The following is a 20,576-nucleotide window of genomic DNA, read 5'->3' as shown; positions in this document are numbered from 1 at the left end:
CAGTTTCTGGTCTTCGGAGCTAGACGACAAACCAAAAGCGTAGAAGACCGGTTAGAAACGAAGTGGTAAGTGAGAAGGCCCGGAGTAGGTGTTTTCCCCACGGCGGGATTAATCGCTTACGGCGCAGTCCCTGGCTCTCCTAGTCGCAAACTAAACCAAGAAAAAACCGCCCATCTACATGGACGGTTTTCCTCACAGTACAGAAATGATTTCTGGAACGAAAACGACCATACCGACACAAATAGCAGTGATGGCTGCAATGAGGACAGCACCTGCTGCAATATCTTTGATGAGACCTGCTGCCTTGCTTTGCTCAGGCGAAAGATGGTCCATCATGAGCTCGACGACTGTATTGATCATTTCCGTCACAATGACGAACCCAATACTTAAAAGGACAGCCGCCCATTCTGCCGGGTCGATTCGAAAAATCACACCTGTTGCTAGCGCAATTATTGCTGCGATCGTATGGATGCGGAAGTTCCTCTCCTCAAGGAAAGTCCAGCGTAACCCATTCCACGCATAGCGAAATCCGATGCCGGATTTAGTTTTCTTCCCGTTTGAGTCCGAAGCCATTCAAAATCTCCTCTTGTCGACCGAACATCTTCTTCTCATCTGCGTCATTCATATGATCATATCCTAAGAGATGCAGGAAGCCATGCAGAGCTAGGAATCCAAGCTCTCTCTCTACGCTATGCTCATACTCTTCTGCCTGTTCCTTGGCTTTGTCGACAGAGATAATGATATCACCGTAAACAATGGGAATTTCTTCTCCGATGATTTGCTGTTCCCCTTCCCCTTCTTCTTGCATGGCGAAGGATATGACGTCTGTAGGCGCATCCTTTTGTCGATAATTACGGTTGATTATCTGTATTTCAGTATTGTCCACAAAAGTGATGGACATCTCCGCTTCCTCTGTTATTTCTTCTGCATCTGCTGCGTATTGGATCAGTCGATCAATCAGATCAACGTAATCTGCTGTCACGCTATTTGTTTTATCATGAAAATCAATATGCATTAGTTTGCCTCCTTCACTTTCTCTTCATCCGGGTATTCGATACGGGAATGAAATATTCCCGTAAGAGCCTGACAAATCGCTTCTTTGATTACTTGCAAATCCTGCAAAGTTAACGGTGCACAATCCAGTTGTCCATCCATCAGCTTATCCTTGATGATACTGTCTACCAAGCTGCTGATTTTTTCCTGAGTCGGCTCTTTCATGGAACGAACCGCCGCTTCAACAGAATCACAAATCGATAGGACCGCGGCCTCTTGTGTAGACGGTCTTGGACCAGGATAACGGTAAGTTTCTTCCTTTACTTCTTTATTATATTCCTTTTCCTTGTAGTAAAAAAACTTCAAAAGCGATGTGCCATGATGCTGTTTGGCCATATCGACAATTTCTTTTGGAAAATGGTTGTTTTGCAGCATTTGTGCTCCATCATATGGATGGCGGATAATGATTTCTGCACTTTGCCGCGGTGATAGCTTGTCATGCGGGTTGTTTCGACCCATTTGGTTCTCAATGAAAAGCTGCGGTTGCCGTGTTTTGCCAAGATCGTGGTAATATGCACCGACTCTGGCGAGCAGTCCGTCTGCTCCGATTGCTTCGCATGCAGCTTCACACAAATTGGCTACCATAATGCTGTGATGATATGTCCCAGGTGCATCAGTAAGGATTTTTTTCAGCAGCGGGTGGTTTGGTTTCGATAATTCCAAAAGCTTCGTTTCGGAAAGTACACCAAATCCAGCTTCGACAAACGGCAGAATACCTGCTACAAGTATGACTGTCAATATAGCAGACAAGACGGCAAAACCAACATAAAGTAACACCGATTCCCAAGCATATTTTTCAAATGCAAAGAATAAGAATAACAATACACTAATTACTTGCACAATTGCCAGCAATAGCAGCGCTTTTGCCATCGCAGTCTTATCCTTTACATTTCGAATCGAATAGACCGCTGCGAGCTGGGCAAACAAGAAGTAAAGTGTTGCCTCCATATTCAAAGATCCAGGTATTTCATCATTCAAGATGATTCCAGCCAATATACTGTACACGATTGAATATCCGATAGCGAACCGTTCGCTAAGCAGATGCCGGAATAAAACTGCCGCAAATGCAGCAGGAAGCAGCAAATAATAATGCTGATCTGTTGTTCCAAGGGCACTGATTAACTTCAATAATAGAACAGACATACAAGTAAGCAAAAACGAAAACATCAGGACAGACTTACTCGGCCTAGTCTGTTTTTTTAATGTATGTATTGTTTCATATGCTAAAACACCGACTAAGAGAGACATAAATAGCACCAGACCAACAAGCGGCAGGACATTCCTTGTATTGCTTAAAAGACCTACGAGCTCCAGTTCTTCATATACATCGTTCGTGATCGTCTGACCTTCTTGAACGATGATTTGGCCTGCACGAATCATGACAGGTGCCACACTCTGCTGGGCTTCTGCTCTTGCTGAAGCTGTATCCGGCGCGTCAAAGGATGCATTTTGAACAATGGCAAAGCTAGTCAGCGAACGGAGCGCTTGCTTGGCTCCATCGGACACATCCGCATAATCAATTCTTTCTCCCATCTCTTCCTGCGTCTGCTGTACCTCATCCCGTTTTACCCCATCTTCAAGATATCCAGTCATGGTATCAACAAATACTTTTTCACTAATTTCCCGTTCGTCTGATGGTATTTGGATTAACTGTTCCAACTGTCTATCCGTCAAATCTTCCTTAACAGATACAGAAAGCAGATTTTTGACTGACTCGACCCTTTGATCGATAGGTTGATCGGCATCATCTGCTTGTTCGATTGCAGTAAAAATCTCTTCTACTGCATCTGTTTTCGCTTCGGTAATTTCAGATGATACTGTGTAACGGTCATCTATTTGCTGGCTGGCTTCCTGCCTTTGTCTTTCCGTTTGGGCTTCATTCTCGATCGTAATCGGCGAACGAATCGTTTCATTTGCCGCATCATAAATCTGGACGTCATAATTCTTTGTCGTCACATTAGAAGCTGTCGTAATGAAGAGGAAGCAACCTAGCAATACTGCTCCTATCAGGATGAATGCACGTTCGCCAGCTCTAGAATTCCTTCTAAACAGGTCCTTGAACTTCTTTCTAGCCACACTCTACCCTCCTATCCGCTTGAACCGAAAAAGACCCGAAGCCGGGCCCTGTCCTTTTACTCTGATTCGTATGCTTCGATAATCCGCTGCACGAGCGGGTGGCGCACTACGTCTGTTTGTTTTAAGTACGTGAAATAGATACCTTTTACATTACTCAGCTTTGTTTCAATAGAACGCAGACCAGATAGGGCACCTTTTGGTAAGTCAATCTGAGTCAAATCGCCGGTGATGACCATCTTGGATCCGAAACCGAGTCTGGTAAGAAACATCTTCATCTGTGCGTTTGTCGTGTTCTGTGCTTCGTCTAGGATAACAAAAGCATCATCCAGTGTACGCCCACGCATATAAGCCAACGGAGCGATCTCTATCGTACCACGCTCAATTAAGCGGGTCGTCTGTTCTAAACCGAGAACATCATGTAAGGCGTCGTATAACGGGCGCAGATACGGATCCACCTTCTCCTTCAAATCACCAGGCAAGAATCCGAGGCTTTCGCCTGCTTCCACTGCTGGCCGTGTCAGGATGATGCGCTTGACAATACCTTTTTTCAAGGCATTTACGGCCATAACGACTGCCAGATAGGTTTTACCTGTACCGGCAGGCCCGATACCGAAAACCAAGTCATTGGACTTGATGCCATTGATATAATTCCGCTGACCAAGCGTTTTGACCCGGATTGATTTACCTTTTGCATTTTTCGTTATTTCATCGTCAAATAATGTTTCGAATTGATCCAACTTATCTTTTTTGGCTAATTCAATAGCGTATACCACATCACGTTCTCCGATTGGAATGCCACGTCGAATGACAGCAGCCAACGCTTGCAGCAGCTCCTCTGTAGTCCGGACTTCTTCTTCTGGACCAGTTACGCGAACTTCTTCCCCTCGTGTAACAATGGATACACGGAAATGTTCTTCTATTTGCTTTAGATTGCGATCTTCCGTGCCGAACAGAGCTAATGTTTCATTGGTATCTTTTAATTGCAGGTTCACACGTTTTACGTCTTCAGGCATAATCAATCTCCTTGAGATATAGGTTGAGATGTTGCAATATCTTCATTTACTTGAAAGTATAAGATTAATTTAACTTTACCATTCTCGATAGTCTCATGTAAAATTTTTTGAGAAATAATGTCAGCATCAGCACCAACTTGGAGCTGTAAATCCTGTTTAGCCAATTTTTCAGCCTGTGCAGTTGCTTCTTCTTTTGTCCGCTTCACTTGTTTAGTAACCCGCTCATATTCGGTCGTCTTCCTCATTCCGATCGGCAACTCCCAGCGAAGGAACCGGAGATGACGGACAGATGTCTGTTCTTGGGAATCCTTGAACTCAGTTTCTCCGAACCCCCAAACTGGCAGCTGGAAGCTGTCTCCGAACTGAATCGCATATTTATTGTCCTGTTTACCACTGAGAACGGTATATGTTTCTTCAAGCGGAACTTCTGCAGACACATTATACCACGTCCTAGCGATGACATTACCGGTTGCTGCAACATGCTTCCGTGTATCCTTTTGCTCTGTCTTATCCTTTTCATCCTTGTTTACAGGAGGTGGTTCATTGCCGATTAAACCAGAAACGAGCACATCTCCAGGCTCTACATAATCATGTACCCCAACTTGCGCTACTCCCTCTGATACAAACATATCGACGATAACACCTTTTTTCTTCGCGACAAGGTGACGGGGGCCTGGCTGTTCCTCTTCTTTTACAATTGTTTTCGGCACACCTTCCAATGAATAGGTTGTCCCTTTCTCTTGCACTCCTATCCAGAGAAGATCCGGAATATCCTGTAAAAGACGCTGTTGAATATCGACTGGAGCACCCAGAGTCAGCTTGAATGCACCTAAGCGTACCCCATATTCGTCCAGCCGCGTTTCAATTTGGTGTTCCAATTCCGGACTTACGCCTCTTACTTCAATTTTCCATACTGTATTTGACAGGAAAAAGATGGACAGTATACTGATGGCAATACCCAGCAGCAACGGTTTCTTATGCAGTAATGCAGTGAAGAGGAAAGGAAATCCATGCTTGCTGCGAAACTGTATTTTGTAGCCTGTCCCTCTTCGCTGCATGCGAAGCTTACTTATATCCTGTTTCCTGATTTTCGCTTCACATGTCTGGCTGTCCTTTTTGATGATATCCCAGACTAAGACTTTCTCCTGCACAAGCTGATTGAAAAAAAGCTCCGGTCTGTCGCCTTTAATCAGAACGGTCACATATCCAGTAAAATAAATATCCTGTGTGTGCTTTTTCATACGTACCTCCCCGATCCGCTTGCCTTATGAATCAATGAATTTAAATTCCTTCATTTTGCCTTCGAGCAGAATCTCCTCTGGCAGCATGACTTTCAATACGAAGGATTCCCCTGTTATACGAAGAAAACCTGTGTTAAGCCGCAGCCTAAGTTCGTTATCCGAAAATAGCACGAGACCTCTGTGATTTTCGATATAGGCATGAAAATGGCCAATCGTCGTAATGCGAGGGAGTTCAAGCACCACATCAGCAGGCATATCCAAATGCTCGGTGAACCAATTTCCGATCCGCTGCTGCCATTTTTTCATTTCCACCAGCTCCCCTCTGCACATTCTATGATGCGAAGGGTGAAGTAAGAACAGACTGATGAACGAAAAAAAGCGAGTCCATTATTGGACTCGCTTGTTGAAGGTACGATGCGGTTTCTTTGCACGTGGTTCTCCGAGTATCTCCGACCAGAGCACTTGTTCCGCTAATTGTTTGCTGGTCAGCCGTTTCAGCCTGATTGGCTTGGTTATCTGTTGACCTTTTTTACCCTGACGGACAGAAGAGGCACTACGTACTTCCACAACTTGTTGAATTGCCTCAGTTGCCTGCTTTCTAAATTCATCGGCCTTTTGCTCCGCTTGAATTAGTTCTGGTGCCTTTACTTGCTTCTGCTGACGCTGTTCTTTGTTTGTGCGCGGCTGCTTCTCCTGCCAGTTCTTGACCGGAGGCTGCGTCCGTCGGGGATCGTTATTTTCTTTATCCCCTTTTTTGGCTGCTGCGTTAAAAAAGAAAGCAATGGCAGCAATTGCTAACGGCACGAGAAATTGCAACATATCAAACATGCACCTGCCACCTTTCTATATCTTAACGTTCTTCTTCTTCACCATTAGATAAGTCTCCAATGCTATCGCGCATCGTTGTATCTGCATTGATGTTCTGATAGTTCATATAATCCATTACGCCCATATTACCTGAACGTAGTGCCTCAGCAAGCGCAAGCGGGACTTCTGCTTCTGCTTCTACTACCTTCGCACGCATTTCTTGTACGCGCGCTAAGTTTTCCTGCTCTTGTGCTACAGCCATCGCACGACGTTCCTCAGCTTTGGCTTGGGCGATATTCTTATCTGCCTCCGCCTGATCCGTTTGAAGCATCGCCCCGATGTTTTTACCGATATCAATGTCTGCGATATCGATGGACAGAATTTCAAATGCCGTACCGGAGTCCAAACCACGCTCCAACACATTGTGTGAGATTTTGTCCGGGTTTTCCAATACATTCTTATGGTTTTTGGAGCTACCGATGGTACTGACAATACCTTCCCCTACACGTGCAATGATGGTATCCTCTCCGGCACCACCCACAAGTCGGTCGATATTGGCACGCACGGTTATACGAGCTTTCGCCTTCACTTCGATACCATCAATCGCCACACCTGAAATGAACGGTGTTTCAATTACTTTCGGATTGACGCTCATTTGTACAGCTTCTAATACATCACGACCAGCAAGATCGATTGCTGCTGAGCGTTCAAATGGCAATTCGATATTCGCACGGTGTGCCGCAATAAGTGCATTGACGACACGGTCGACATTACCGCCTGCCAGGTAATGACTCTCCAGCTGGTTTGTATCGACCTTCAAGCCTGCTTTGTGGGCTTTAATCAATGGATTGATTACACGTGATGGGATAACACGTCTTAAACGCATCCCTACCAATGTGAAGATGCTGATACGGACACCTGCTGCCAGAGCACTGATCCACAATGCAACTGGTACGAAAGTAAATAGGATAATCAAAGCAATCAAAATGACTGCAGCAATAATAATCGGTACAATAATATCTTGATTCATTCTGTTTCCTCCTTGTTCGTCACAGGACTGACGATGATTTTCTTGCCTTCAGTACGGATAACAACTATTTCAGACCCTTTAGCAACATACCTGCCCTCTGTGATGACATCCATTACCCCACTCTCGATTTCAGCGACACCTGACGGTCGCAGCGGTGTTTTTGCCACACCACGTTTCCCGATGATAGACGTTAAAATCGGAAGCGTATCAGGCCTAAGAGTTTCCTGGAGGATCATCGGCTTGAACATACCCTTTTCGAAACCGACGATACGAATCACATAGATGACAGCTACAATTGTAACAATAAAAGCAATACTGACGCTAATCATCATATCGGCTCTGTCTGCCGACATACGGAACAACGCCCAAAGCAACCCTATCATTCCAAGTATGCCCACTATGCCTCCAGGTACGAATAATTCCAAGACAAGTAAAATGATAGCCGCAGTCAAAAGCAGAATATCCATATTTGTCACTAGTCCTGCCGCAATGTGTCCGTACAGAAAAATCCCTCCAGCAGCGATCCCTAGTATTCCGCCCGCTCCAAAACCCGGCGTGAACATCTCGACAGCCAATCCAGCAAAAGCTATAGAAAGCAGGATTGTTACAAGAACTGGAGAAGTGATCCACGTCTGCATCGTTTCGCTGAAGCTGTGCATCGCAGTTTGAAGGCTTGGAAGCGTGATATATTGCAGCATAGAAATCCTCCTGACCCCGACTGGTTTCGTTTCAGTTGTTATGTACAGTAACTTATACGCTTGGATTAATAAAAGGTTTCATATGTAAATAAACTTTCGTAAAAAAGCAGAAATCCCAATCATTCAATGATTGGGATTTCCATTAGATATTCATATAACTATCAGTTAAGACAAGTGCTTATTCACGAGTTTATTAACTAAAGAACCATCGGTTTTGCCTTTGACTTTCGGCATAACAGCGCTCATGACTGAGCCCATGTCTTTCTTGGAAGTAGCTCCTACCTCCGTGATGGTCTGTTTAATAATGTCTTCAAGTTCTTCTTCCGAAAGCTGTTCTGGCATATAATCTTTTAGAACTTGAAGCTCAGCTTCAAGCTTCTGAGCAAGATCATCGCGTCCAGCTTCTTGGAATTCTTGGAGGGAATCTTTTCGTTGTTTTACCTCACGAGATAAAACGGTAAGTTCTTCATCTTCTGACAGCGTGTCATTTCCAGTACGAATTGCTTCATTCTGCAGGGCAGCTTTCACCATACGGATTACGCTGAGCGTTTCCTTATCCCTTGCTTTCATCGCAGTCTTCATATCCTGGTTCAGACGTTCTGTTAATGACATATCTCTTTGCACCCTCTTTGCTTACTTACGCTTTCTAGCCGCCTCAGATTTTTTCTTGCGACGAACACTAGGTTTTTCGTAAAATTCACGCTTACGGTATTCAGATAGAGTACCGCTTTTAGAAACAGTGCGCTTAAAGCGACGAAGAGCATCTTCAAGAGACTCGTTTTTGCGAACGCGAGTAGTGTTTGACATGCTAATTTCCCTCCCTCCGAAGCATACAACAATGTGCTAACTCATATGCACTGCTGCATATGTCTTTGCTCATTATAATATAATGCTAAATCCTGGTCAATAGAAAGGTGCAGGATTCATGCACATTTCACAATTGTTCTTAGTAATCGCTGCTTCCAGTAACGCCTGCGATGATCTGAACACCCGCGCTGGCACCGATACGAGTAGCGCCCGCTTCGATCATAGCAAGCGTAGCTTCGCGATCACGTACGCCACCGGAAGCCTTTACACCGATGTCCGGACCAACAGTCTTACGCATCAATTTAATATCTTCTACTGTCGCACCGCCACCGGAGAATCCAGTAGATGTCTTGACGAAATCAGCTCCTGCTTTCACAGCAAGCTCACAAGCGGTTACTTTTTCTTCTTCAGTCAGCAAGGATGTCTCAATAATCACTTTCGTCAGTACACCTGCTGCTGCTTCCACAACTGCACGGATGTCAGACTCAACTGTCACTAAGTCGCCAGATTTCAAAGCACCAACGTTGATGACCATATCGATCTCACCAGCACCTTTTTCAATAGCATCCTTTGTTTCCAAAGCTTTTACGGCGCTAGTCGAAGCACCAAGCGGGAATCCAATGACAGTACAAACCTTTACATCCGTATCTTTTAGCTGCTGGGCACAATGGGAAACCCAGTATGGATTAACACAGACAGAAGCGAATTTGTGTGTTGCCGCTTCCTGGACAATCACGTCGATCTGTTCCTTTGTCGCATCCGGCTTTAGTAGTGTGTGATCAATATATGCAGCGATATTTTCCAAGAGAAATAACTCCTTTTATAGTCAAGTTAGATAGTTACGCTTGCTTCCTCATCATCCATTACCCGGACGAATTGACCTTCATTATACGGATAGCCAGCTTTTGTCAGCTTCACTCGGACAATCTTACCAACCATGTCCGGTGTTGCTTCAAATTTCACTTTCAAATAGTTATCCGTATAGCCAACATATAACGTGTCGGATTCTTTTTCATCATAAAGTTCTTCCGGAATGACTTCCAAAACTTCATTCTCGAACTGAGAAGCATATTCTTTCGCTTGCTGATCCGATAGAGTAATAAGACGATGGACACGCTCATTCTTTGTCTCGTCATCCACTTGATCCGTCATACGTGCAGCAGGCGTTCCTGTACGTTTAGAATAGGGGAACACGTGAAGCTCGCTATAGCCGATTTCCTGGATGAAACGATATGTTTCCATGAATTCCTCTTCTGTCTCACCTGGGAATCCGACAATTACATCACTCGTAATGGCAAGGTTAGGCAAAGCTTTCTTCACTTTATCAATTTTGCTGCGATAGAAGTCTGAAGAATATTTTCGGCGCATGCGTTTCAAAACGGAATCAGAACCAGATTGAAGCGGAATATGCAAGTGACGTACGATCTTCTCAGATTCATCCAGTACTTGGATGACTTCATCCGTAATCTGACTCGCTTCAATGGATGAAATACGAATCCGTTTCAATCCGCGAACGTTATTTTCCAATTCCCGGAGCAATTTCGCAAAATTGTAATCCTGCATATCTTCACCGTATCCTGCGGTATGGATTCCAGTAAGGACGATTTCCTTGTATCCAGCATCCACAAGCTGCTGGGCCTGTTTCATGACATCCTCCGGGTTACGAGAACGCAGCAATCCGCGGGACCAAGGTATGATACAGAAGGTACAGAAGTTATTGCAGCCTTCCTGAATTTTCAATGACGCACGCGTACGATCAGTAAAGGCAGGTACATCCATTTCCTCGAAGACACGGTTTTTCATGATGTTTGAAACTCCGTTGATCGGCTCTTTCTTCACCTTGAATTCCTCGATATGCTCAATCATCTTGTCCCGGCCCTGTGTACCTACAACGATGTCCACTCCCGGAATCTCCATGATCTCACCAGGTGAAGTCTGCGCATAACAACCGGTAACACAAATGACACCTTCAGGATTTTTTCGTACAGCCCGGCGGATGACTTGGCGGCTTTTCTTATCCCCAGTGTTCGTAACGGTGCATGTGTTGACAACATACACGTCAGACTGGTGATCAAAATCCACCCTTTCATAGCCCTGAGCTTTGAACTTCTGCCAAATACCTTCCGTCTCATAATGGTTTACTTTACAACCTAATGTGTGGAATGCCACTGTAGGCATGGTAAAACACCTCATTCTTCAAAATGGTACGATAGACTTGCCAACATATACAATGGTGCGGTTTCCGTGCGTAAAATACGAGGCCCGAGCCTGATAGGTGCAAAGCCTGCATCTTGAAGCGCATCTGCTTCTGATTCACTGAATCCGCCCTCTGGACCGATTACAACAAGCACATTATCTGATGGTGAAATGTGCTGGAAAACAGAGCGAAGCGGCTCTGCCTTCAATCCTTTTGCCGCCTCTTCATAAGCGAACAATTTGTGCTTATATGTATCGCTGCTATCAAGCAGCATTTGGAAGGATTGCACATCTTCGATCGCTGGGATAATCAAGCGGCTGGACTGCTCTGCAGCTTCTTTGGCAATCTTTTCGAGCCGCTGCCGCTTCTTGTCCTTCTTTTTCTCGTCCCATTTTACAACGGATCGAGCAGCTTGGAAAGGGAGAAATGCAGCTGCACCCAATTCCGTTCCTTTCTGCACGATCCATTCCAGTTTGTCACCCTTGGGAAGTCCTTGGGCAATCGACACTGATACTGGCATTTCCGTATTCATATCGACTTTTTCTACTACGGATACAGCAACATAATCTGACGCCAATTCGTCAATCTCACATTTTGCTGCATGCCCATCCGGATGAACACAGATAATTGTTTCACCTGTTTTCATCCGCATCACGCGAATAATGTGATGGGCATCCTGTCCACGCAATATAATTCGGTTATCCTGCCAATTGGCAGGTTCTACGAAATAGCGCTGCATACGCTCACCTCTGCCTTAATTCTTCTTTGCAATGATGGCGACCCAATCTTCCATTTCATTGACTTCAACAATATCGAAACCAGATGCGATCAAGGCGTCTTTAACGTCGCCTTTCTTCTGGCTAATAATGCCACTCGTAATGAACAAACCGCCTGGTTTAATCAATTTGAATGCGTCATCTGTGAATTTCAGGATGATTTCAGCAAGGATATTCGATACGATAACATCCGCTTCAACCTCAACGCCTTCAAGCAAATTATTCGCACTTGCCGTAATACGGTCAGCTGCTTGATTCAGCTCTGCATTTATCTTGGTACTGTTGACAGCTACATCATCTAAATCAAATGCATGTACATGCTCAGCACCAAGCAGTACGGCAGCGATGCTCAGCACACCAGAACCAGAACCAACATCAATCACAATGTCGCCTTTATTTATATAACGCTCAATTGCCTGTACACTTAGTACTGTCGTCGGATGAGTTCCTGTACCAAAAGCCATGCCTGGATCAAGTTCCATGATCACTTCATCACTTGCTACTGGGGTATACTCTTCCCAAGTTGGTATGATAGTGAACTTTTCGGAGATCTTCACTGGTTTGTAGTATTTCTTCCAGGCTGTAGACCAATCTTCTTCATCCACTTCACTGACTGATACTTCGTTTGCTCCGATGTCAATCTGATATTCTTTTAGATTCGTGATTGCAGACTTGATCTCATTCACAGATTCGTTCAAGAAACTGTTAAGAGGCAAATATGCTTTCACAAAGATGCCTTCTGCCGGGTAATCATTTGGATCCAGCGCATAGATTTCACCAAAAGTTGTTTTGTGATCCTTAACCAAATCTTCTGGATCTTGGATCACAACACCACTGGCACCTGCTTCATGCAGGATATTAGAAATCGGCTCAATCGCTTCATTCGTTGTATGGATACACAGCTCCGCCCATTTCACGTACACGTCACTCCTTTTATTAAGACTCACCTTTGAACGCACGTCTCATACGTGTAAAAATGCTGTCATGCTGTTCATCAGTTGGGTCATTACCGCTAATATCGTTGAGCTCACGCAATAGCTCCTTCTGACGGTCTGATAAATTCGTTGGTGTTACAACACGAATTTTCACATGCTGATCTCCTTGACCATATCCGCGTACGTTTGGCGAACCTTTGCCTTTAAGGCGGAATGTGCGGCCTGTTTGAGTACCTGCAGGAACTTTAAGACTCACTGCACCATGAACTGTCGGTACTTCAATTTCATCACCAAGTGCTGCTTGAGCAAATGTAATCGGCATTTCACAATAAATATTGTCGCCTTCCCGGTCAAAGAACTCATGACTGCGGACTTGAATAACTACATAAAGATCTCCTGGAGGCCCTCCATTAACACCGGCTTCTCCTTTACCAGATACACGGATCTGCTGACCATCGTCGATACCTGCTGGGACTTTGATATGGATTTTGTTGCGTTTGCGTACTCGTCCTGAACCACTGCATGTCTTACACTTATCCGGAATTATTTTACCTGTTCCATTACATGTGTTACATACACGACGGTTCACAACACGGCCAAATGGTGTATTTTGTTCCACATTAAGCTGTCCGCTTCCGTTACAGTGCGTACAAGTCTTCGGCTTGGTACCTGGTTTAGCTCCTGAACCGTGACATGTATCACATTCCTCTTCTTTAGGAATCTCAATATCGGTTTCTTTTCCGAAGATTGCTTCCTCAAAGCTAAGTGTCATAGTGTATTGTAAATCAGCACCTTGACGAGGCGCATTCGGATCACTGCGGCGTCCGCCGCCACCGAAGAACATATCGAATATGTCGCCAAATCCGCCGAAATCTTGAGCTCCAGCTCCGCCGAAGCCTTGGCTCTGCGGTCCGGCATGCCCAAACTGATCATACTGGGTACGTTTTTGTTCATTGCCGAGTACTTCATAGGCTTCTTTTGCCTCTTTGAACTTATCGGCTGCATCTTCCGCCTTATTCACATCTGGGTGGTATTGGCGCGCAAGTTTGCGATATGCTTTTTTTATTTCTTCCTTCGAGGCCTCTTTACCGACACCAAGCACATCGTAGTAATCCCGCTTACTCACTGACAATCACTCTCCCGACTCTCTCTTATACATAAATTTTATCATACCATTAAGCCATAAAGGCAGCAAATGCGCTAAACATGTAACAAGTCAAAGCTGCTTAAAAGCGGCTTTGACTTGTCGGGTGATACTAAATTTTACTTATCGTCTTACTTTTTGTCTTTATCGTCGTTTACTTCTTCGAAATCAGCATCTACGACATCGTCGTCTGCTTTTTCTCCGCCTTGCTCTTGCTGTGCTTGCTGAGCCTGTGCTGCTTGCTCATACAATTTTACAGACAATGCTTGAACTTGCTCGGAAAGCGCATCTTTTTTCACTTTGATGTCTTCATAGTCGGAACCTTCCAATGCTTTCTTAAGTTCCTCTTTTGCTGCTTCTGCTTTTTGTTTATCTTCTTCAGAAACATTTTCAGCAAGATCTTTCAATGTTTTATCTGTTTGGAAGACAAGCTGATCAGCTTCGTTGCGAAGATCTACTTCTTCGCGGCGTTTTTTATCTTCCTCAGCATTATCTTCTGCTTCTTTTACCATTTTTTCTACTTCCTCATCAGAAAGACCTGAAGAAGACTTGATTGTAATGGATTGTTCTTTGTTTGTGCCAAGATCTTTCGCACGTACGTTTACAATACCGTTGGAGTCGATATCAAAAGATACTTCAACTTGCGGTACACCACGTGGTGCTGGCGGAATATCCGTCAATTGGAAACGGCCAAGTGTTTTATTGTAAGAAGCCATTTCACGCTCACCTTGAAGAACATGGATATCAACAGCTGTCTGATTATCAGCAGCAGTAGAGAATACTTGGGAGTGGCTTGTCGGAATTGTCGTGTTGCGTTCGATCAATTTCGTGAACACGCCGCCCATTGTTTCGATACCTAGGGAAAGTGGAGTAACGTCAAGAAGTACGACGTCTTTCACATCACCTTGAAGGACACCACCCTGAATTGCTGCACCAAGTGCAACTACTTCATCCGGGTTAACTCCTTTAGAAGGATCTTTACCAGTTTCCTTTTTGATTGCTTCTACAACAGCTGGGATACGAGTAGAACCACCAACTAGGATAACTTTGTCAATTTCGCTTGCAGAAAGGTCTGCATCACGAAGCGCTTGGCGAGTAGGTCCCATTGTACGCTCAACCAAATCAGCAGAAATCTCATCGAATTTAGCACGAGATAGAGCAAGCTCCAAGTGAAGCGGACCTTCTGCACCAGCCGTGATGAACGGAAGGGAAATTTGTGTTTGCGTAACGCCTGAAAGATCTTTCTTCGCTTTTTCAGCGGCATCTTTCAAACGTTGCATTGCCATTTTATCTTTAGAAAGGTCGATGCCGTTCTCTTTTTTGAATTCCGCTACAAGATGATCAATAATCACTTGGTCGAAATCATCACCGCCAAGACGGTTGTCACCTGCAGTAGAAACTACTTCGAAAGTACCATCGCCAATATCAAGGATGGAAACGTCGAATGTACCGCCGCCAAGGTCATATACAAGGATTGTTTGATCTTCTTCTGTATTGATACCGTAAGCAAGCGCTGCTGCTGTCGGTTCGTTGATGATACGTTCTACTTCAAGACCTGCAATTTTACCAGCATCTTTCGTTGCTTGTCGCTCTGCATCGTTGAAGTATGCCGGAACTGTGATAACTGCTTTATCAACAGTTTCACCTAGATAATCTTCAGCGAAAGATTTAATGTACTGCAAGATGATTGCAGAAATTTCTTGAGGTGTGTAAGATTTGCCTTCGATTTCCACTTTGTAATCTGTACCCATATGACGTTTAATGGATTGGATTGTGTTCGGGTTCGTGATTGCCTGACGCTTCGCCACTTCACCAATTTGTCTTTCTCCGTTTTTGAATGCTACAACGGATGGAGTTGTTCGGTTACCTTCCGGGTTCGGGATAACGCGAGCTTCTCCACCTTCCATTACGGACACACAAGAGTTTGTTGTACCTAAGTCAATACCAATGATTTTACCCATTTTGTATTTTTCCTCCTCTACAGCATATGTAGTGCTTTATTGATTCACTTGAACCATAGCCGGTCGAATGACACGGTCTTTCAGCTTATAGCCTTTTTGCAATTCCTGTACGACAGTATTTGGTTCGTATTCGTCATTTTCCACCTGCATGACTGCTTGGTGCAAATGCGGATCGAAAGTCTGTCCAACTGTTTCGATAGTTTCGATACCTTGGTTTTCGAAAGCATCTAATAATTGACGATGTACCATGCGGATACCATCGACGAAACCTTTGTTCGCTTCTTCATCCTGAACAGTTTGAAGGGCACGATCCAAGTTGTCGACAACTGGAAGCAAAGCTTCCGCCAAATCCTGAGATCTATATTTGCTGGCAGCTTCTTTTTCCTTCTGTGTACGCTTGCGGAAGTTATCATACTCAGCCTGCAAGCGAAGCAGACGGTCGTACATCTCGTTTTTTTCTTGCTCGAGCTGTGCTAGTTGTTCGCTACCTTCATTGTTAGTTTCGGATTCCTCAGATGGGGCTGCATCAATCACTTCTGCTTCAACAGCTTCCTGCTCTTCGGTTTCATTCACTTTTTCTTTTTCTTCATTTGCCATGATGGTCACCTCCTGAAAAGCATTGCTTATATGAAAGGCTTGCTGTGAAGCAAGCCATATTCAACTCATTTCTGCCAGTCCTGATAAGCGCTGGTCAGTTTGTTCGTTAATACGTGCATCAACGACATTACCCGGGAATATTCCATTCTGGTTGGACCCAGCAAGGCAACGGTTCCCATGTGTATGCCATCAGCTGTGTAACTCGCAGTGACAAAACTGCAATCCTGCATCGCACTCAGCTTGTTCTCTGTGCCGATGGAAACATGCAGACCATTCTGTTCTCCCTTGAGTAGACGTGCAATCGTCTCGCCTTCTTCCTCAATCATTGTATATAGGCTTCGCAGCTTATTCAAATCCTGAAAATCGGGCTGCATCAGAATGTTTGTTTTGCCGCCGAAATATAGCTTGAGCGGCTGTTCCGTTTCCATGAACGAGCGCAGATAGGCGAACATTGTATCAAAATGGACGGTGTGCTGCTTAAGCAGTTCCTGTACTTCCGACTTGAGTCTGCCAGGCACCATCATAAGCGGTACCCCAGCTAAACGGTCATTCAGGATATTCACTACCTTTTCCATTTCAGCATGGTCCATCCCATCCGGTATTCGGAAGGATTTATGTTCCACATGACCAGTGTCTGTTACTAAAATCATGACAGCACTAAAGTCGGACAAAGTCAGAATCTGGATATGCTTAAGCTTTGTCTCCAGCATTTCCGGTCCCAAGATGATACTAGTGTAGTTGGTCAGCTCTGAAAGCAGAGCGGCGGATTGCTGTACGACTTCTTCCATCTGACGAATATTCGTCGAAAATGTCTGTTTGATTGCTGACGTATCCTGGCGCGATAAATGAAACGGTGTCAGCAGATGATCCACGTAGAAGCGATAGCCCTTTTCGGAAGGTATTCTTCCGGATGAGGTATGCGTCTTCTCGATCAAGCCAAACTGCTCCAATTCAGCCATATCATTACGAATCGTTGCTGCACTATAGGCAACATCCTGCTTATTGGAGATAGCACGCGAACCGATCGGCTGCGCCGTTTGAATGAAATCATCGACTATAACCTGAAGGATACGCAGCTGTCTTTCTGTCAGCATGATCATCACCTCGATTAGCACTCGTTTATGGGGAGTGCTAAATATACATATAAGGTAACAAAGCCTAGAAAAATTGTCAATTCGAAACGCTTGCCGGTTCTTCTTCTAAAAGGAACTCTTGAAATACATCGTTTCCGAACAAGAATCCATCTTCGGTCATGGCAACATGTTCAGCATCCTCTATGAGCCAGCCTTTGCTAATCAGCAGATCCAATGGTTTACGATAAACATCTGTGAGCTCGATACCGAATTTGTTACGGAAACTTACTTTATTCACTCCGGTTTTCTTCCGAAGTCCAAGGAAAAGTTCTTCCTCGATGCGCTCTTTACGGCCAATCGGCTCCTCATGTAAAACAGGAATACCATTTTCATTCGCTTGCTTCAGATAAGCAGGGAGTGGACGAATGTTGATAACGCGACGTCCTGGCAAGTATCCATGAGCCCCTGCACCAAGTCCATAGTAGAAATCATTATTCCAGTATGCAAGATTATGCTGGCTTTCCTTGCCCGGCAGTGCGAAATTACTTACCTCATATTGTTCTCTGCCATGCGCCTTCATTTCATCGCGCAGCAGATTGTACATATTTGCTTCTAATTCTTCCGGCGCCTTTTTCAATGTACCCTTTTTGTAACGCTGATAAAATACTGTTTTTGGTTCAATCTGAAGTGAGTAAGAAGAATAGTGCGGCAAATCGAACTGCAGGGCTTCTTCCACAGTATGCCCAAACTGCTCCAAAGTTTGTCCCGGCAGTGCATATATCAAGTCGATACTAATATTGTCAAAGCCAGCCTGTTTTAACAGATCAAGACTTTCATATACATGTTTGACTCGATGGACACGGCCGATGGCCTCCAGCAGTTTATCATCAAACACTTGAACGCCAAGGGAGATTCGATCCACCCCGTAATGCTTAAGCAGCTTTGCCTTCTCTAATGATAAGTCCCCGGGGTTTGCTTCGAATGTATATTCTCTAGCTGCGTGAACATCAAATGCACTATCAACACTCTTCAGTACATGTTCCAGCTGCTGCATATTTAATGCCGTAGGTGTACCTCCGCCAACGAAAATCGTGTTCATTTGCTGTCTATTCGGAATATAATGCTCTATTTCCTTCCGTAATGCTTCTACATATTCATCTGCACTATCTTCACGATAGAAAAACTTCGTAAAGTCACAGTAATGACAAAGTTGTTCACAGAAAGGTATATGAATATAAGCGGATTTCACTTCGTTCATCATGCTGCCTCCTTCCGCAATGACAAACCCTTGTCTGATTAAGGACAAGGGTTGTCTGTTATTTATTCGTCGTCCATTTGCAGGATGGCCATGAACGCTTCTTGTGGAACTTCCACGGAACCGACCATCTTCATCCGTTTCTTACCTTCTTTTTGCTTTTCAAGTAATTTACGTTTACGGGATATATCTCCTCCATAACACTTGGACAAGACATTCTTACGCATCGCTTTAATATTAGAACGGGCAACAATTTTATTTCCAATTGCAGCCTGGACTGGTACTTCGAACTGCTGACGCGGAATTAACGCCTTCAGTTTTTCTACTATTGCTTTACCGCGGTCGAAAGCAAAATCACGGTGTACGATGAAGGATAGAGCATCTATCGTGTCGCCATTCAAAAGAATATCCATCTTCTGCAGATCAGATGCCTTGTAACCTACCAGTTCATAATCGAAGCTTGCATATCCTTTAGTTTGGGATTTCAGCTGATCGAAGAAGTCATACACGATCTCAGAAAGCGGGATTTCGTATACAACATTTACACGGACATCGTCCAAGTATTGCATGTCCTGGAAATCACCGCGTTTCTTCTGGCATAGCTCCATGACTGTACCAACATAATCATTCGGTACCATGATTGTCGCTTTTACATATGGCTCTTGCACTTCCGTACGTGATTGTGCATCTGGCAAAGCCGCCGGGTTGTCGACTCGAACTTCGCTGCCATCAGTCATGACGACATTGTAGATAACACTTGGTGCTGTCGTGATCAAATCAATATTGAATTCACGTTCGATCCGTTCTTGGATGATCTCCATGTGCAAAAGACCAAGGAAACCACAGCGGAATCCGAAGCCAAGTGCCTGGGATGTCTCAGCTTCATATTGCAAGGAACTATCGTTCAGCTCCAATCGCTCCAGTGCTTCACGCAAATCATTGTAGTTGCTCGCATCAACTGGGAACAAGCCGCAATAAACCATCGGATTCAAGCGGCGATAGCCGGGAAGTGCCTCACTGGCTGGATTATCAGCTAATGTAATGGTATCCCCTACTCGCGTATCACTTACGTTTTTAATAGAGGCAGTTAAATAGCCGACATCACCAACGACTAGCTCGTCCTTTTTAACTGGTGACGGATTAAACACACCGACCTCATTGACTTCAAATTCCTTGCCTGTAGCCATCATGTGGATCTTGTCGCCTACTTTTACTGAACCCTCTTTTATACACGTATAAGCTACAACACCGCGATAGGAATCATACAAAGAGTCAAAGATCAGCCCTTTTAACGGCGCTTCCTGATTCCCTTTCGGTGGCGGAATCCGGTCGACAATTGCCTCTAAAATCTCTTCTATACCGATTCCTGCTTTAGCTGATGCTAGAATTGCATCACTCGCATCGATTCCAATAACATCCTCGATTTCCTGTTTAACCCGATCTGGGTCGGCACTCGGTAAATCGATTTTATTGATGACCGGTATGATTTCCAAGTCATTATCCATCGCCAAGTAAACATTGGCCAATGTTTGGGCTTCGATACCCTGAGCAGCATCCACTACAAGGATGGCACCTTCACAGGCTGCCAAACTCCGGGATACCTCATATGTAAAATCGACATGTCCCGGTGTATCTATCAAATGGAATATATATGTCTCACCATTTTCCCGTTCGTATTCAAGTTGCACTGCATTCAGCTTGATTGTAATGCCGCGCTCTCTTTCCAAATCCATCGCATCCAAATACTGCGCCTTCATTTCACGCGCAGTAAGAGCTTTCGTCTTCTCCAGAATACGGTCAGCCAGTGTAGACTTCCCGTGATCGATGTGTGCAATGATCGAGAAATTCCGCACATGCTGCTGATTTCGTCTGTTTGTCTCTACCAATCAAAATCACTCCTAAATTGTCCGAAG

The 20,576-nt window shown here is 44.6% G+C and carries 21 protein-coding genes; all 21 read right to left on the bottom strand.

What is annotated here, in order from left to right; genetic code table 11:
* Positions 1-192: 192 nt before the first annotated feature.
* Positions 193-573 (bottom strand): diacylglycerol kinase family protein, encoded by a 381-nt coding sequence (locus AE2B122_RS01815; RefSeq protein WP_095218128.1) that lies wholly within the window; start codon positions 571-573, stop codon positions 193-195.
* The gene (ybeY, locus tag AE2B122_RS01810; protein ID WP_095218129.1) at positions 542-1,015 is read right to left on the bottom strand and encodes an rRNA maturation RNase YbeY; all 474 of its coding nucleotides are present in this window, start codon (positions 1,013-1,015) and stop codon (positions 542-544) included. The genes AE2B122_RS01815 and ybeY overlap by 32 nt, the downstream gene beginning before the upstream one ends.
* Positions 1,015-3,129, bottom strand: coding sequence for an HD family phosphohydrolase (locus AE2B122_RS01805; protein WP_095268691.1), 2,115 nt, complete (start codon positions 3,127-3,129; stop codon positions 1,015-1,017). Before AE2B122_RS01805 ends, ybeY begins: the two co-directional genes overlap by 1 nt.
* A 56-nt stretch (positions 3,130-3,185) precedes the next feature.
* Positions 3,186-4,142 carry a PhoH family protein gene (locus tag AE2B122_RS01800; RefSeq protein ID WP_038561419.1) on the bottom strand — a complete coding sequence of 319 codons (957 nt, stop codon included), beginning with the start codon at positions 4,140-4,142 and terminating at the stop codon, positions 3,186-3,188.
* A 2-nt stretch (positions 4,143-4,144) separates the two neighbouring features.
* Positions 4,145-5,383: a sporulation protein YqfD gene (yqfD, locus tag AE2B122_RS01795; RefSeq protein WP_175072939.1), complete on the bottom strand. Its 1,239-nt coding sequence runs from the start codon at positions 5,381-5,383 to the stop codon at positions 4,145-4,147.
* Between the two features lie 24 nt (positions 5,384-5,407).
* The gene (yqfC, locus tag AE2B122_RS01790) at positions 5,408-5,689 is read right to left on the bottom strand and encodes a sporulation protein YqfC (protein WP_038561424.1); all 282 of its coding nucleotides are present in this window, start codon (positions 5,687-5,689) and stop codon (positions 5,408-5,410) included.
* Between the two features lie 81 nt (positions 5,690-5,770).
* Positions 5,771-6,211, bottom strand: coding sequence for a hypothetical protein (locus AE2B122_RS01785; protein WP_095218132.1), 441 nt, complete (start codon positions 6,209-6,211; stop codon positions 5,771-5,773).
* A gap of 22 nt (positions 6,212-6,233) precedes the next feature.
* A complete protein-coding gene (gene floA / locus AE2B122_RS01780; RefSeq protein ID WP_095218133.1) occupies positions 6,234-7,220 on the bottom strand; it encodes a flotillin-like protein FloA in 987 nt (328 codons plus the stop codon).
* Positions 7,217-7,918: an NfeD family protein gene (locus AE2B122_RS01775; RefSeq protein WP_095268688.1), complete on the bottom strand. Its 702-nt coding sequence runs from the start codon at positions 7,916-7,918 to the stop codon at positions 7,217-7,219. Before AE2B122_RS01775 ends, floA begins: the two co-directional genes overlap by 4 nt.
* Positions 7,919-8,083: 165 nt before the next feature.
* The gene (locus AE2B122_RS01770) at positions 8,084-8,530 is read right to left on the bottom strand and encodes a GatB/YqeY domain-containing protein (protein ID WP_038561434.1); all 447 of its coding nucleotides are present in this window, start codon (positions 8,528-8,530) and stop codon (positions 8,084-8,086) included.
* A 21-nt stretch (positions 8,531-8,551) separates the two neighbouring features.
* Positions 8,552-8,725 carry a 30S ribosomal protein S21 gene (gene rpsU / locus AE2B122_RS01765; protein ID WP_077308578.1) on the bottom strand — a complete coding sequence of 58 codons (174 nt, stop codon included), beginning with the start codon at positions 8,723-8,725 and terminating at the stop codon, positions 8,552-8,554.
* 139 nt (positions 8,726-8,864) lie between these two features.
* Positions 8,865-9,530 carry a deoxyribose-phosphate aldolase gene (deoC, locus tag AE2B122_RS01760; RefSeq protein ID WP_095268687.1) on the bottom strand — a complete coding sequence of 222 codons (666 nt, stop codon included), beginning with the start codon at positions 9,528-9,530 and terminating at the stop codon, positions 8,865-8,867.
* 26 nt (positions 9,531-9,556) lie between these two features.
* Positions 9,557-10,903, bottom strand: coding sequence for a tRNA (N(6)-L-threonylcarbamoyladenosine(37)-C(2))-methylthiotransferase MtaB (gene mtaB, locus AE2B122_RS01755; RefSeq protein ID WP_095218136.1), 1,347 nt, complete (start codon positions 10,901-10,903; stop codon positions 9,557-9,559).
* 11 nt (positions 10,904-10,914) lie between these two features.
* A complete protein-coding gene (locus tag AE2B122_RS01750; RefSeq protein ID WP_095268686.1) occupies positions 10,915-11,661 on the bottom strand; it encodes a 16S rRNA (uracil(1498)-N(3))-methyltransferase in 747 nt (248 codons plus the stop codon).
* A 15-nt stretch (positions 11,662-11,676) separates the two neighbouring features.
* Positions 11,677-12,615 (bottom strand): 50S ribosomal protein L11 methyltransferase, encoded by a 939-nt coding sequence (prmA, locus tag AE2B122_RS01745; RefSeq protein ID WP_095218138.1) that lies wholly within the window; start codon positions 12,613-12,615, stop codon positions 11,677-11,679.
* Between the two features lie 19 nt (positions 12,616-12,634).
* Positions 12,635-13,759 (bottom strand): molecular chaperone DnaJ, encoded by a 1,125-nt coding sequence (gene dnaJ, locus AE2B122_RS01740; protein ID WP_095218139.1) that lies wholly within the window; start codon positions 13,757-13,759, stop codon positions 12,635-12,637.
* Positions 13,760-13,908: 149 nt separating this feature from the next.
* A complete protein-coding gene (gene dnaK, locus AE2B122_RS01735) occupies positions 13,909-15,738 on the bottom strand; it encodes a molecular chaperone DnaK (RefSeq protein WP_095218140.1) in 1,830 nt (609 codons plus the stop codon).
* Positions 15,739-15,774: 36 nt separating this feature from the next.
* Positions 15,775-16,335 (bottom strand): nucleotide exchange factor GrpE, encoded by a 561-nt coding sequence (grpE, locus tag AE2B122_RS01730; protein ID WP_095218141.1) that lies wholly within the window; start codon positions 16,333-16,335, stop codon positions 15,775-15,777.
* Between the two features lie 65 nt (positions 16,336-16,400).
* Positions 16,401-17,429, bottom strand: a complete 1,029-nt coding sequence (gene hrcA / locus AE2B122_RS01725) for a heat-inducible transcriptional repressor HrcA (RefSeq protein ID WP_095218142.1) — start codon at positions 17,427-17,429, stop codon at positions 16,401-16,403.
* A 76-nt stretch (positions 17,430-17,505) separates the two neighbouring features.
* On the bottom strand, positions 17,506-18,666 hold the full coding sequence (gene hemW / locus AE2B122_RS01720) for a radical SAM family heme chaperone HemW (RefSeq protein WP_095268685.1): 1,161 nt from the start codon (positions 18,664-18,666) through the stop codon (positions 17,506-17,508).
* A gap of 62 nt (positions 18,667-18,728) precedes the next feature.
* Positions 18,729-20,549 (bottom strand): translation elongation factor 4, encoded by a 1,821-nt coding sequence (gene lepA / locus AE2B122_RS01715; protein WP_095268684.1) that lies wholly within the window; start codon positions 20,547-20,549, stop codon positions 18,729-18,731.
* Positions 20,550-20,576: the final 27 nt, after the last annotated feature.

Source organism: Terribacillus sp. AE2B 122 (genome assembly GCF_902497585.1).
Lineage (GTDB): Bacteria > Bacillota > Bacilli > Bacillales > Amphibacillaceae > Terribacillus > Terribacillus saccharophilus_A.
Note: the sequence above shows the minus strand (reverse complement) of the source record. Positions and strands in the feature narration are given on the sequence as shown.